Raw genomic sequence first — 13,823 nt, 5'->3', positions numbered from 1 at the left:
ACCCTCTGTGGCGGATCGCTAATAGCCGGGCTATTGCTTGTTGATAGGAACAAGCTTTTACCCGGCCTGCGCAGTTGAAGCCAATGATAGGGACAACGCCTGTGGGGTCGCCTGCTTTCCGGTGCCTGGCGCGTTTTCGTCACGCCCCAAGCCTGCCCAGCACGGGAGAAGACCATGAACCAGCGCCCGCGTTGCACGGCCATCCACGAAGCCGGCCACGCCCTGGCCTTTTGGTGGAACGGTCAGCCGATCGCCCGTGTCAGCGTGCGTACCAGGGCCGAAGCTGCCGCTGGTCCGATGCTCGATCTGCGCGGTAACCCGCGCTATGTAGAGGGGTTGGTGGAGGCCGATTACCTGGTCCCACGCCCCGCCTTCGATGCCCCGGGGATCGCCGAATACCTGCCGTCGATGGTCGAGTCCATCGAGCGCGACCTGCTGCATTGCTTTGCCGGCCCGGTGGCCGAAGCGATCTACCGCCACGGTCGATCCGACAAGCTGATAAAAGGCAGCGGCCGCGGCGACCTGAGCCGCGGTCACGAGTTGATCAGCCTATTGCCGCCACGCAAGCTGCTCGACGCCGAATCCCGGGCCATGGCCCGCGCCAGTTGCCTGGTGCATCGCTACTGGCCGGCGGTCGGCGCGGTGGCGGACCTGCTGCAAGAACGCGGCACGGTCGAGGGGCAAACCATCAGCGCCCTGCTGTGCGCGATCAGCGGCGAGTCGCCGGCGCCACTGGGTAACGATCTGGCGAGCCTCGACCCGTGACGGCGTGGCGCTGAACCGCGCCGGCTTGCGCGATTCGTGAAGTCAGCCAGACTGTCTGCCAACCGCCCGCCTGGCCGGGCTGCTTTCATCGCCATCCTCCCATCGAGATCACCATGTCGCAGTACCCAGGCGTCGACGCCGAAGGTTTTATCCAGTCCCTGCCCGACCAGCCGTTGCAACCGGCGTTCAGCCCTCTGGTGGATGAGCTGTGCGCAATGCTCTCGCGGCGTTTTCCGGCGCTGCTCGACGGCCTGTACCTGTACGGCAGCGTGGCCCGTGGCGATGCGCGGCCGGGCACTTCCGACCTGGATGTGACCCTGGTGCTGGCCTGGGCGCCGAGCCCCGAGGAGCGCCAGCGGCTGGAGGAGACTCGGCAAGCGCTGGAGGCGCGGCACCCGGAGGTGTCGAAGATCGATTTCGATATCGGTGTGCTCAGCGAGGTGCTGGCGCCCGACAATCGCTACCGCTGGGGTTTCTGGCTCAAGCACCAGTGCCGCTGCATCTGGGGCAATGACCTGGGGCTGCGCTTCGAACCCTTCCGCCCGAGCCGCACCATCGCCCTGGCGCTGAATGGCGACTTCCCCCAGGTGCTGGAAGGCTACGCGCAGCAGCTGGAACAAAGCCGCGAACCTTTGCAGCAACAACGCCTGCAACGGGCCGCGGCGCGCAAGGCGCTACGCTCGGCCAACCTGCTGCGCGGCGAGCTGGAACGCGGCTGGCCGACCACCCTGGAGGAGCATGCGCAGCTGCTGTCGGCAGCCGAACCGGGGATGGCCGAGTACGCCGCGTTCTTCCTCAAGCAGGCCTATGTGCCCCAGGGTTCGGTGAGTGAGTTCGTGCAGCGGCTGCGGGCCTACAGTGCGTTGCTGGTGGGGGAAAGCGCGGGTTGATCCCTGGCCCGCCCGCCCCAAGCAGGGCGCTGGCGTCGCTCTGGGGAACCTGATCCCGACCCACTGATGGCATTTTGATTACCTTCAGCTAGGTTCACTTGAGCAGCCAGCGGAGCGCGCTCATCGGCCTCGATCGGCTGCATTGCCACGCCATCCGTATCCGGTCATGGAGACCTTCGATATGCGCATAGCCCTTCTGTTGAGCCTCGCCCTCCTGGCAGCCTGTTCCACCCCACACAACAGCACGCTGAAACTGCAAACCACACAACTCCTCGACACCCAGTTGCTGAGCAAAGCCCGAACGACCCCACCACAGGCACCGGCACAAAAATGCGCGGATGCTTTCAACACCGAAGGTATTCAAGACGGCTACTTCAAAGTCCGCGAGCGCTGGAAACTCCTCGATTGCCTGTACAGCGACAACAAGCCCAGAAAACTCGTGGTGCTGCTCGACGGCACGGAAAACACCAAGGAGGACAACACCAATATCTGGCGCATGTACAACCTGGCGCTCGAGCAGGCCAAGGATGGGGCCAGGGTCATTCCCTATTACGACAAGGGCGTAAGGACCCGCTTCACCTCGCCCTTCGGCGCACTGTTCGGTACCGGTGTGAGCCTGAATATCCGTCAGGCCTACCGCTTTCTGATCGAGGCTTACCGGCCCGGCGACGATATCTATATCTTCGGGTTCAGCCGCGGCGCCTTCACCGCACGCTCGCTGAACGGGTTTATCGAAGTCGCCGGCCTGCCCAGCAACCTGAAGGCCGATGCCCGGGACAACAGCTCCCTGTGGGGCTGGACCGGCCATATGCACGATGTGGTCGAAGACATGTACGACATCTACAAGTCGCGCAACGATGGGGTACCCGGCTTCGATGACACGCTGCGCAAGCGCCTGAAGAGCTACCAAGACGCCAACGACATCCGGGTCTACGGAGACGACCCGGCTAAAAAAGACGAGAACAAAGTCGTGGTCAAAGTCATTGGTGTGTTCGACACCGTACCGGCGGTAGGCACCAACCTGAAGGAAGAACCCGACGAACACCGCCTGGAGCTGTATGCCGAGCGCGGCTACCACGCCATGTCCCTGGATGAACAAAGGGCCTCGTTCCGCCTGCTGCGTTTCGGCCTGCCGCAAACGAAATCACAGGTATTGGAAGAGGTATGGTTTGCCGGCGTGCATGCCGATGTGGGCGGTGGTTACCTCAATGCCCCGGATAGCGCCAAGTGCGGTGAAAGCCCTTATGCCAAGGGCGGCCAGGGGCTGGAAACCATCCCGCTGCGCTGGATGCTGAATAATCTCAAGAGCGACGGCCTATTCGCCAATAGCACCCGTTGGCCAGCCGAGTGCATCGGCGGTCCGCTGCACGATGAATTCCACGATGCCACAGGTTTGCCCCATATCGCCTACAAGAAAGCCGGGCTGATTCGTCGCAAGCCGGTGGAACGGGACAAGGTCCATGCCAGCGTATTCCTGAGAATGGATAAACACGATTTGCCAGTGCCTCATCCTCAGCGCGAACCAAAACCCGAGTCTCGCTACGACCCGATCAATCTGGGTTACGCCCGCCGCGAACGCTGCCAGAACGACAATCTGGAGCGCAACTACACCATTGTCGGCACCTACAAGCCCAATTGCCCAACCACCAACGGCACCGTCAGGAAAGGCGCCAACAACGACGCGGTGAACGTCGAGAGCGCCCAATAAAACCGCCGGACCAGGAACAGCCCGCGATTGTCCCGCGCAATCGCGGGCCTCTCCCCGCCTCGCCTCTGTAGGAGCGAGGCTTGCCCGCGATAGGGCCATTACATGCAACCCACCTCTTGCGTCGAACCGGAGTCCGTCTTCGCGAGCAAGCCTCGCTCCTACAGAAGATGTTTGCGGTGGTCAGGCTTTTGCTGATGCTGCCTCCTGGCTAAGCCGTCGAATCCACCGTCCGCCCTCCACGCAGCTGGCTGGCCAGCGCAATAGACAGCGCCATGACCAGCAGCCCCGCGGCCAGGGCGAAGGTGAAGCCCATACCACTGGCGACGGCCTCGGCGCCTGCCGTGCTGAGGTCGCCGGCCACCGCGGCGAACACCGCGCCCATCAGCGAGGCACCGGTGATCAGCCCGAGGTTGCGCGACAGGTTGAGCAGGCCGGAGATCACGCCGCGCTGCTCCGCCCCCACGTCACTCATGACCACGGTGTTGTTGGCGGTCTGAAACGTTGCATAGCCCAGGGTGGTGATAACGATGGGCGCCAGGTAACCGCCAATGCCCAGGCTCACGGGCAGCAACGCCAGCATCAGGCAGCCAAGGACCATGGCGCCAAGGCCGGCGAGGATCATCGGTCGCACGCCAAGACGATCGGCGATGCGTCCGGCCGGCACGCCGCTCAGCGCGGTGACACAGGGGCCAAGCGACATCGCCAGACCCACCCCGAGCGCCTCCAGCCCGAGCCCGTGGGCCAGGTAAAAAGGCCCGACCACCAGCGTCGCCATCATCACCGTCGAGACCAGCGCACTCATGGCCAGGCTGCCGCTCAAGGCCGCGTCGCGAAACTGCACCAGGCGTATCAGCGGCGCGGCCACCCGCGCCTCCACCCAGACAAACAGGCCAGCCGCCACCAACGCCATCACCAGCAGCCCAGCGTTGAGCAGGCCGAAATGGCCGCGGCCCAGGGTCATGGCCAGCCCGTAGGCCAGCAGCGTGAGAGCCAGCAGCAAGGTGCCCAGGGGGTCGAAAGCGCCTCGTTCAAGGGTCCGCGCCTGACCAGCGGCCGGCAGACACCGATAAGCCAGCACCCAAGTCAGCCCGCCCAACGGTACGCAGACCAGGAACAGCGCCTGCCAGCCGAACCCGGCGATCAACACCCCGCCCAAGGACGGGCCAAGAGCGGTGCCGATCGCCGACATCGTGCCCAGCAAGCCCATGGCGCTGCCGGTGCGGGCCTTGCTGACGGTCTCGCCGACCAGGGCCAGGGTCAGCGCCATCATGATCGCCGCGCCGACACCCTGCAGCGCCCGGGCGCCGATCAGCATCCCCAGCGTCGGGGCGACGGCACAGAGTATGGAGGCCAGGGTGAACAGCAGGATCCCGACCAGCAGCAGGCGCCGCCGTCCCAACAGATCGCCGAGCCGGCCGACGCTGACAATCAGCGCGGTCATCGCCAGCAGGTAGGCCAGGACCACCCACTGCACCTGCTGGAAGCTCGCCCCGAACGCCTGCACCAGGGTCGGCAAGCCGACGTTGGCGATGCTGGTGCCCAGCGACGCCAGCAACATCGACAGCGACAGGCTGGCCAGCGCCCTGCCGACTGATACCGCTTTCGGTTCTGCTCCGGCATTGACTGGCTTCACGTTGCACTCCCTCTCTGACCCGCGCGAAACGGCGCTGTCGCCAATCTAGCCCGCGGTCTAACATGGCGGAAGGCGCAGCCTTTGCAGGTTATTCGTGCATCTGACGCCATCTCACTTCTACGCCAGACGGGGCCGCCGCCATGTCCAAACCCGATCTCAATCTGCTGATCACCCTTGACGTGCTGCTCGCCGAAGGCAGCGTGGCGCGCGCCGCCCAACGCCTGCGGCTGAGCCCGTCGGCGATGAGCCGGGCCCTGGCGCGCCTGCGCGAAACCACCGGCGACCCGCTGCTGGTACGCGCCGGCCGCGGCCTGGTGCCGACACCGCGTGCCCTGGAGTTGCGCGAGCGGGTCGGCCACCTGGTTCAGGACGCCGAAGCCATGCTGCGCCCCGTCGAACGGCTCGACCTGCAGCGCCTGGTACGCACCTTCACCCTGCGCAGCAGCGACGGTTTCGTCGAAAACTTCGGCCCGGCCCTGGTCGCTCGCCTGCGCGCCGAAGCCCCTGGGGTGCGCCTGCATTTCCTGCAGAAAACCAGCAAGGACAGCACAGCCCTGCGCGACGGCACGGTCGACCTCGACACCGGCGTGGTGGACGCCAACGCCAGCCCGGAAATCCACACCCGCGCGCTGTTCCGCGATCGTTTTATCGGCGTGGTGCGCACCGGCCATCCGCTGAGCCGCGGGCCGATCAGCGCCGCCCGTTACGCCGCCGGCGAGCATGTGCTGGTATCGCGCCAGGGTCTCGATCGCGGGCTGGTGGACGACGCATTGCAGGCGGTGGGCCTGGCGCGTGATATCGCAACCGTCGTTGGCGGTTTCTCCGCCGCCCTGGCGCTGATCCGCGCCTCGGACCTGATCGCCGCCGTCCCCGAACGCCACACCCACAACCTGCGTAGCGGCCTGCACAGCTTCGCCCTGCCGGTAGCCACGCCGGAAATCACCGTGTCCATGCTCTGGCACCCGCGAATGAACAGCGACCCGGCGCATCGCTGGCTGCGCGACTGTGTGCGGGAGGTGTGTGGGGAGTGAAGCGATTCGGCAAACGCCATCACTTGGGCGCTGAAGTACTTGTTGATCAGCACCATTCAGTTGGTCGCCCTGGGCCGAACACCGGCATTGGCAAGCAGCAGCGCCGGCCGACCTGCAAAGCACCGTGACCCAAGACGTCCCCTGCAAGCGATAAGCCCAGCGCGCCCCTTATCCTGGCAAGGGACGCGGTCGGGGCTCGCTGACCCGCGCCTCACGCCTCGGGCATGCCCCCCGCCACCGATGCCGACGCAGAATGCTGGCGCAGCGCGCGCAAGCTGCCGCGCAGTTCGGCCGGCCGCACCGGTTTGGACAGGATGGCGATATTGCGGTCGTGCAACGCGGCCTGGATCTTCTCGACTTCATGCCCGGTGAGGATCAACGCCGGCACCGCCCAGCCGCGCTGCCGGCGCAGGCTGTCGATGCACTCGATGCCCGTGGCGTGGTTGCCCAGGTCATAGTCGGCGACGATGATGTCGCAGTCGCTGACCAGGTCCTTACCGGAAAGCTCGGCCTGGACCACACAGCCCCAACGCTCGAGCAAGGCCGAGGTGGCCAGCAGCACATTGCGATCATCCTCCACCAGGCACACTTTCAAGCCAGTCAACAGCCCCGCCTGACGCGCCTCGTCGAGGCTCGCCGCCTGCAGCTGCGGTGGCGCCAGGGGCAACCCGTACAGGCTCACCGCGGTGCCGTGGCCAAGCCGCGAACGGATCGCCACCTCGAGCCCCATCAACTGCCCCAGGCGCTTGACGATGGACAGGCCCAGGCCCACGCCTTCGACGTCCTTGTCCCGTTGCTCGCGCACCCGGTAGAACTCCTCGAACAGGTTCGGCAGATGCTCCTCGGCAATCCCCCGGCCCCGGTCATAGATGACGATGGCCAGCCCCGCGCCGCGCTTGCGCACGCCGATCAGCACCGGTCGCCGCGCCGCGTACTTGAAGCAGTTGGACAGCACGTTCTGGACCATGGTGGCGAGCAGCGCCGGGTCTGCCCGGACCCAGTGCGAACAGGGGCGCAGGCGCATCTCGACCCCGGCCCAGCGCGCGGCTTCGGCGTTCTGCCGCAGCTGGTCGGCAAGGAATTCGCCCAGGTGCAGGGCCTGGTAACTGGGTTGCACCCGTCCGTTGTCCAGGGTGTAGAGGTCGAGGATCGAGCGGAACAACTGCGAGACGTTGAGCAGCGAACGGTCGATGTTGTCCACCAGGCGCCGCTCCTCGTCGCCCAGGCGCGCCTCGCGCAGGCAGGCGGTGAACAGGCCGATGGAATGGATCGGCTGGCGCAGGTCGTGGCTGGCCTGGGCGAGAAAACGCGACTTTTCCAGGTTGGCGGCAATCGCCTCCTCCGACGCCTTGCGCGTGCGTTCCAGCAAGATATGGGCATAGATCGGGATCACCGTGCTGGTGATCAACAGCATCAGCACCATGAAGGGTTGCGCCTGCCACAGCGGCGTCAGGCGGTAGATGGCCAGCAGTGCCACCAACGCCAGGACCGTGGCGATCGCCAGGTAACGCGAACCAAAGCGCATGCCGTTGCCCAGGTTGACCCAGACCATCACCGCGTACAGCGGCAGCGCCGCTTCCCCGCCGACCACCAGGCCGAACGAAGTCCCGGTGTAGTCATAGACCATGCCCAGCACCCGCCGCGCCGGATAATGCCCGGGCCAGCGCACGATGGCCTGGCGCAGGACAATCGACAGCAGCAGGAACAGGACGATATAGATCACGATCGGCAGGTAGGTATCGAGCCGCTGCCCGGGCAGGAAACCCAGCACGCTGATATAGGCCAAGGCGCAGCTGCCCACGATGGTGCGCAGGTTGGCCTGGTCGAGCTCGGTGTTTTTTTCGAATTTCATGGGGAACATCCTTGTCCGGCAGTCGTCGTACCCAGCACGAATCACGGGCAGTTGCCTGACCCGCTGCTAAAGTAGCAGCCTCAAGGAAAGCTCGACCCAAGGAGAGTCACCCCATGGCATGCCGGATTATCATAGCCGACGATCACCCGCTGTTTCGCGAGGGCATGTTGCGCACGGTCCAGCGCCTGCTGCCGGACGCGCAGATCGAACAGGCCGGCGACCTGGACACCGTACTCGCCCTGACCCAGGCCGGCGACGAACTGGACACGCTGATCCTCGACCTGCGTTTTCCGGGCCTGACCTGCGTCAGCCAGCTGGCCGAACTGCGCAAGCAATTGCCGCGCACCACCCTGATCGTGGTGTCGATGGTCGATGACCAGGCGCTGATCGGCGAGGTCATGGCCGCCGGCGTCGACGGTTTTATCGGCAAGAACATCGCCCCGGACGAGATCGGCCAGGCCGTCCTGGCCATTCGCGGAGGCGAGGTGCTGGTCAAGTTCGCCCCTTCCGGCCTGCTGCCCCTGGGCACCGGCGCCACCCTGACCACGCGCCAGCTCGAGGTGCTGCGCCTGATCGCCCAGGGCAAGACCAACAAGGAAATCGCCCGCGAACTGGAGATCTCGCCCTTCACCGTGCGCATCCATGTGTCTTCGCTGCTGCGCATCCTCAACGTGCCGTCGCGGGCCGCGGCGGCGGTGAAATATTCCGGGGGGTTGTAGCCCGGCTCGTCGCCTGCCAGCGCGTTGCCACCCAGGCAGGCCGATACTGTGTGGGTTGCCCTGCTGGCACGTCGTGCGCCCCACACTTCACCGAGGAACCGGAAAATGCCGCTGACCCTGTATTTCCATCCGCTGTCGTCGTTCTGCCACAAGGTGCTGATCGCCCTGTACGAACACGGCATCGCCTTTGAAAAGCGCATCATCGATCTCGCCAACGACGCCGACCGGGCCGAGCTGCAAAGCCTGTGGCCGCTGGGCAAGTTCCCGGTCATCCGCGATCACGCCCGGCAGCGTGATGTGCCGGAATCGAGCGTGATCATCGAGTACCTGGATCGGTTTTATAGGGGCCAGCAGCCGTTGATTCCCGAGGATTGGGACAGTGCGCTGGAAGTCCGGCTGTGGGACCGTTTTTTCGATTGCCATGTCCAGGGGCCGATGCAGCGGATAGTCGCCGATCGCCTGTATGGCACCCACGGCGACCTGAGCCGGGAACGCGCAGCCCTGCTGAGCGCATACGCCATGCTCGAGCAGCGCCTGGCCTCGAGGACCTGGGTGGCCAGCCCGGGCTTCAGCCTGGCCGACTGCGCCGCCGCCCCGGCCTTGTTCTATGCCAGCACGCTCGTGGCCTTTGCCGACGACCATCGCCACCTGAGCGCCTATTTCGAGCGGCTGATACAGCGGCCGTCGTTCCAGCGGGTCATCGACGAAGCCCGGCCCTACTTTGTCCATTACCCCTTTGCCGAGGCCATCGCGCAGCGCTTTCGCTAGCCGTCGGGCACGGGCGAGGTGATGGGGATATTCCGGGCACGCGAAAATGCGCCGCTTGAGCATCCACACAGATACCGGGCATTACGAGAGCGCTTGATAAAAACAGAAGGATGGGTGTTTCGGGAGGATTCGCCTCATGCCTGGCGGCCGAGGGGTACCTGGATGGATAAGAGATGGCAGGGGCGGCTGGATTCGAACCAACGCATGGCAGGATCAAAACCTGCTGCCTTACCGCTTGGCGACGCCCCTATCTCTGGTATTGCCTGCTCTCGCTGCAAGGCCCGTGGGGGACCTCTGCAAGAACGCGCGGAAATTTATCAACTTTTTCTGTATCTGTGAAGACCAAGATGCATAAATTTGTTTTTAAAACAGCTACTTACTTTTTGGGGCCTGACTGAGGTAAAAACCGCCGATGCCTGGGGGCCCCTACACGACGGGCGCCAGACACCGATCAGCAGCCAACAACAACGGCCAAGCGTTTAGCGATTCCCCCGCCGGCAACTTGGTGCAAAATACCCTGCTCAGGTTGTAGCCCAGCCCCAGTCGCGTCGTGCCGCGCAACGAGAACCGATATGAACACCCATTGTGAGATAAGCGATGTGCCCAAGCCGCCCAACCCCCAGCGCCAATGTGATGGCAACCTTCACCACATCACCCATCAGCCGCCGGCGGTAACCGCATGATCGAAGTCACCGAGGTTTCCATTGCCCAACTGCGCGCCGCGCTCGAATCTGGCCAGACCACGGCGGTCGAACTGGTCCAGGCCTATCTGGCCAGGATCGATGCCTACGACGGCCCCGACACCCCCACCGCCCTCAACGCGGTGGTGGTGCGCAACCCCGACGCGCTCAAGGAAGCCCAGGCCTCCGATGCCCGCCGGGCCAGGGGCGAAACCCTGGGTCCGCTCGATGGCATTCCCTACACGGCCAAGGACAGCTACCTGGTCAAGGGCCTCACCGCGGCCTCCGGCAGCCCTGCCTTCGCCAAGCTGATCGCCTATCGCGATGCCTTCACCATCGAACGGCTGCGCGCCGCCGGAGCGATCTGCCTGGGCAAGACCAATATGCCGCCGATGGCCAACGGCGGCATGCAGCGCGGGGTCTATGGCCGCGCGGAAAGCCCGTACAACGCCGGCTACCTCACCGCGCCCTTCGCCTCGGGTTCATCGAACGGCGCAGGGACTGCCACCGCTGCGAGTTTCGCCGCCTTCGGCCTGGCGGAAGAAACCTGGTCGAGCGGCCGCGGCCCGGCCTCGAACAACGGCTTGTGTGCCTACACCCCTTCGCGCGGGGTGATCTCGGTGCGCGGCAACTGGCCGCTGACCCCGACCATGGACGTGGTGGTGCCCTATGCCCGGACCATGGCCGACCTGCTCGAAGTGCTCGACGTGGTGGTCGCCGAAGACCCGGACACCCGTGGCGATCTGTGGCGCCTGCAACCCTGGGTGCCGATTCCCAGCGTGGCCTCGGTGCGCCCGGCGTCCTATCGGGAACTGGCCGCCACCGGCAGCGCCCTGGCCGGCAAACGCTTCGGTGTGCCGCGCATGTACATCAACGCCGACCCCGAGGCAGGCACCAGCGAAGCACCGGGGATCGGTGGCCCGACCGGGCAACGCATCCACACCCGCCCTTCGGTGATCGGCCTCTGGCAGCAGGCGCGCCAGGCGCTGGAAGCCGCCGGCGCCGAAGTGCTCGAAGTGGATTTCCCCCTGGTGTCCAATTGCGAGGGCGACCGCCCCGGCGCGCCGACGGTGTTCAACCGCGGCCTGGTGTCCAAGGAGTTCCTGCATCACGAGTTGTGGGACCTGACCGCCTGGGCCTTCGATGACTTCCTGCGGGCCAACGGCGACCCGAAACTCAATCGCCTGGTGGACGTCGACGGCCCGCTGATATTCCCTCACGACCCCGGCACCCTGCCCAACCGCGAAGGCGACCTCGCCGCCGGCATGGACGAGTACGTGAAGATGGCCGAGCGCGGCATCACCCCCTGGGATCAGATCCCTACCGTGCCCGACGGCCTGCGCGGCCTGGAGCGAACCCGCAAGATCGATCTGGAAGACTGGATGGACACGCTGGGGCTCGATGCGGTGATCTTCCCCACCGTGGCCGACGTCGGCCCGGCGAATGCCGATGTCGACCCCGCGTCGGCGGATATCGCCTGGAGCAACGGCGTCTGGGTGGCCAACGGCAACCTCGCCATCCGCCACCTGGGCGTGCCCACGGTCACCGTGCCGATGGGCGTCATGCCGGACATCGGCATGCCCATCGGCCTGACCTTCGCCGGCCGCGCCTACGACGACTCGAACCTGCTGCGCCTGGCGGCAGCCTACGAGTCCACCGGCAGCAAACGCCTGATCCCGCCGCGGACTCCGGCGTTGGTGGACAGTAAACAGGTGGCTGGTCAGTAATGGAAAGGACGGGATTGGAGCAGCTCTGCCTCCAATCCCGCCCGGTAATGACAAGCCTGAATCATCAGGCCGTCCCTCGACATCATCACTCGCCCAAATAGTCTGCGGTCGACCTTGCCCGAAGCTGTTTGAAGGCCATCCCCCCGTCTGAAAAAGCCGCGCTACCTAACCAGCGAGCCTCGATTCTGTTGTTCAAATGAGAGGAGTGCCTTGTCGTGAGTCCGCTCGAATTGCAGCGGTGTCACGGTGATATGCCCGGCGAGAAGCTCCGCCGTCTCAGTGCCTGGCTCATCGGCTTGCGTGTGCCTGTCCAGCTTCAGCCAGTGATATTCAAGCCCGCGAGGATCGTTTTCCGTACGCACGGAAACGCCGTTCAAGCGCCCCGAGCCTTGACGCGTCAGTTTCAATGGAAGCACGGCATCCGGCGCGCAGTCGGGAAAGTTGACGTTCAAGCAAACATCCTCGGGCCAGTTCATGTCCATCAGTTGCGTGATGGCTTGCGGCCCATGATTGAGCGCGTTATCCCAAGGCACCGCACTTCTGTCGGTAAAGGCCTGGCTCAAGGCGATGGCAGGAACGCCAAACAGCAACCCCGTCATGGCGCCGCCGACCGTCCCCGAAAATACCGTTTCCACCCCCAGGTTCGCGCCTCGGTTGACCCCGGACAGAATCAGGTCGGGCCGGTCGTGATTGAGCAGATGCCCCAGCGCCATTGCCACGCAATCGCCCGGCGTCCCGGTGACAGCAAAGCGTCTTTGGCCATGGCAACTCAGCCGCAGAGGTGTGTGAAGGCTCAGCGAATGAGAGGTGCCGCTTTGATCGAGCAACGGCGCCACAACCCAGACCTCACGCGCCAGTTGGCCCGCGATGCGTTCGAGAATCTTGAGCCCTGGTGCGTCTATGCCGTCATCGTTGGTGAGAAGAATCCGCGCGAATCTCGGATGATCGTTAGCCATCGTAATCCCCCCTCGTGATGTTCCCGGTCCGACGCTCGGAATGGGCATCGTCGCGAACTGTATTTAGCTATAATTACATAGCTATTTTTTCATAGGTATGACGGCATGGATATTTCGTTGTTTCGCCGACAGTTGACCCGCCTGGGCAAACGCCTGCGCCAGGAGGCGCAGAACACTCCCGAGACCTGGTCGCAGATGCTGGTGATGAGTGCAATCGAGCGGATGGACGGCATGGCCACGCCCTCGAAAATCGCCGAAGAGGAAAACATGCGCTCCTCCAACCTCGCCTCGCTGCTGCGGGACCTGGAAGCCCGTGAACTGATTACCCGCACCCAGGACACCGGCGATCGTCGCCGCACCTGGCTAGAGCTGTCCGAAAAAGGCCGGCTGGTGTTGCAGGCCAGCCGGGATCAACGTGATCAATGGCTGGACAGCGCAGTGAACACCTGCCTGACGGATAAGGAACGCAAACAACTGGCAGCGGCCGGAGCACTGATGGAGAAACTCAGCGCCTTTAGCCTGCCGGGTGACCTGTAAAAAAGAGGCGCGCTTGAAAACTGTGATCCACTCGTGGCAGGTCCCAAGACAGCGTCGCGCCTCTGCTTCCTTCATCTACTGGCGTGGCTGGATGGTCGAGAAGATGTAGCGTGCAAAACGCCATTGGCCATCGCTTTCTCGATGCAACAGGAAAACCTCCTGATTGCCTTCGGCGCTGGCAGGCTGATCGCCCTTCAGCAACTTGACCGTTCCGTTGGAACGGGTCCGGGCGAACGCCCAGTCCCGTGACAGCGGTTGGATCTCATCGATGGTGAAACGCACGTCGAGCCTGATCAGGTCGAAGACCTGCCGATACGCCGCGTGTACCGCGTCACGGCCTACGGCCGGCGGGCTGTTCTGCGGCATGAACACCGCATCGTCGGCATACAGGGTCATGACCTGATCGAGGTCGGAGGTGTTCAGCGCCGTTTCATAACGTTTGAGTTGCTGGGTGACCGCCGCGGTCACCCCCGCCTCGGCGCCCGGCTTGGCGGCCTGGGCCGTCAGGGGCAGCAACAGGCTGCCGAGCATCAGTGTGATCAATGGGATACGCATGC

At 64.7% G+C, this 13,823-nt stretch carries 12 protein-coding genes and 1 tRNA gene; 8 read left to right on the top strand and 5 right to left on the bottom strand.

Annotated elements, in window-relative coordinates; translation table 11 throughout:
• Positions 1-174 precede the first annotated feature (174 nt).
• The 3 genes from NRG23_RS29895 (at position 175) to NRG23_RS29885 (ending at position 3,363) form a co-directional block, all read left to right on the top strand.
• Positions 175-765, top strand: a complete 591-nt coding sequence (locus NRG23_RS29895; protein WP_038633849.1) for a hypothetical protein — start codon at positions 175-177, stop codon at positions 763-765.
• A 113-nt stretch (positions 766-878) separates the two neighbouring features.
• On the top strand, positions 879-1,655 hold the full coding sequence (locus NRG23_RS29890) for a nucleotidyltransferase domain-containing protein (protein WP_053269548.1): 777 nt from the start codon (positions 879-881) through the stop codon (positions 1,653-1,655).
• A gap of 181 nt (positions 1,656-1,836) precedes the next feature.
• Positions 1,837-3,363 carry a DUF2235 domain-containing protein gene (locus NRG23_RS29885; protein WP_198919153.1) on the top strand — a complete coding sequence of 509 codons (1,527 nt, stop codon included), beginning with the start codon at positions 1,837-1,839 and terminating at the stop codon, positions 3,361-3,363.
• 208 nt (positions 3,364-3,571) lie between these two features.
• On the opposite strand, the gene NRG23_RS29880 is transcribed toward NRG23_RS29885, so the two are convergent.
• On the bottom strand, positions 3,572-4,996 hold the full coding sequence (locus NRG23_RS29880; protein ID WP_198919154.1) for an MFS transporter: 1,425 nt from the start codon (positions 4,994-4,996) through the stop codon (positions 3,572-3,574).
• Positions 4,997-5,136: 140 nt separating this feature from the next.
• Here NRG23_RS29880 and NRG23_RS29875 point away from each other — a divergent pair, with 140 nt between their 5' ends.
• Positions 5,137-6,027 carry a LysR family transcriptional regulator gene (locus tag NRG23_RS29875; protein WP_198919155.1) on the top strand — a complete coding sequence of 297 codons (891 nt, stop codon included), beginning with the start codon at positions 5,137-5,139 and terminating at the stop codon, positions 6,025-6,027.
• 211 nt (positions 6,028-6,238) lie between these two features.
• Here the strand turns inward: NRG23_RS29875 and NRG23_RS29870 are convergent, their stop codons facing one another.
• The gene (locus tag NRG23_RS29870) at positions 6,239-7,879 is read right to left on the bottom strand and encodes a hybrid sensor histidine kinase/response regulator (protein WP_198919156.1); all 1,641 of its coding nucleotides are present in this window, start codon (positions 7,877-7,879) and stop codon (positions 6,239-6,241) included.
• 113 nt (positions 7,880-7,992) lie between these two features.
• Here NRG23_RS29870 and NRG23_RS29865 point away from each other — a divergent pair, with 113 nt between their 5' ends.
• Positions 7,993-8,598, top strand: coding sequence for a response regulator transcription factor (locus NRG23_RS29865; RefSeq protein ID WP_257373158.1), 606 nt, complete (start codon positions 7,993-7,995; stop codon positions 8,596-8,598).
• Between the two features lie 105 nt (positions 8,599-8,703).
• Complete coding sequence (locus NRG23_RS29860) at positions 8,704-9,366, top strand: glutathione S-transferase family protein (protein ID WP_009049955.1); 663 nt, start codon at positions 8,704-8,706, stop codon at positions 9,364-9,366.
• A gap of 174 nt (positions 9,367-9,540) precedes the next feature.
• On the opposite strand, the gene NRG23_RS29855 is transcribed toward NRG23_RS29860, so the two are convergent.
• Positions 9,541-9,615 (bottom strand) — tRNA-Gln (locus NRG23_RS29855).
• 430 nt (positions 9,616-10,045) lie between these two features.
• On the opposite strand from NRG23_RS29855, the gene NRG23_RS29850 reads away from it, so the two are divergent.
• On the top strand, positions 10,046-11,773 hold the full coding sequence (locus NRG23_RS29850; protein ID WP_257373157.1) for an amidase: 1,728 nt from the start codon (positions 10,046-10,048) through the stop codon (positions 11,771-11,773).
• Positions 11,774-11,934: 161 nt separating this feature from the next.
• On the opposite strand, the gene surE is transcribed toward NRG23_RS29850, so the two are convergent.
• Positions 11,935-12,729 (bottom strand): 5'/3'-nucleotidase SurE, encoded by a 795-nt coding sequence (gene surE / locus NRG23_RS29845; RefSeq protein ID WP_009049957.1) that lies wholly within the window; start codon positions 12,727-12,729, stop codon positions 11,935-11,937.
• Positions 12,730-12,834: 105 nt separating this feature from the next.
• Between surE and NRG23_RS29840 the strand changes: the two genes are divergently transcribed.
• Positions 12,835-13,266: a MarR family winged helix-turn-helix transcriptional regulator gene (locus tag NRG23_RS29840; RefSeq protein WP_028682073.1), complete on the top strand. Its 432-nt coding sequence runs from the start codon at positions 12,835-12,837 to the stop codon at positions 13,264-13,266.
• 75 nt (positions 13,267-13,341) lie between these two features.
• Here NRG23_RS29840 and NRG23_RS29835 read toward each other — a convergent pair whose 3' ends face one another.
• The gene (locus NRG23_RS29835) at positions 13,342-13,821 is read right to left on the bottom strand and encodes an SgcJ/EcaC family oxidoreductase (protein ID WP_028682074.1); all 480 of its coding nucleotides are present in this window, start codon (positions 13,819-13,821) and stop codon (positions 13,342-13,344) included.
• Positions 13,822-13,823 lie beyond the last annotated feature (2 nt).

This window comes from Pseudomonas sp. T8, assembly GCF_024610635.1.
GTDB lineage: Bacteria > Pseudomonadota > Gammaproteobacteria > Pseudomonadales > Pseudomonadaceae > Aquipseudomonas > Aquipseudomonas chlororaphis_I.
The sequence above is the reverse complement of the archived record's forward strand: the minus strand, read 5'-3'. Positions and strand labels throughout refer to the sequence as shown.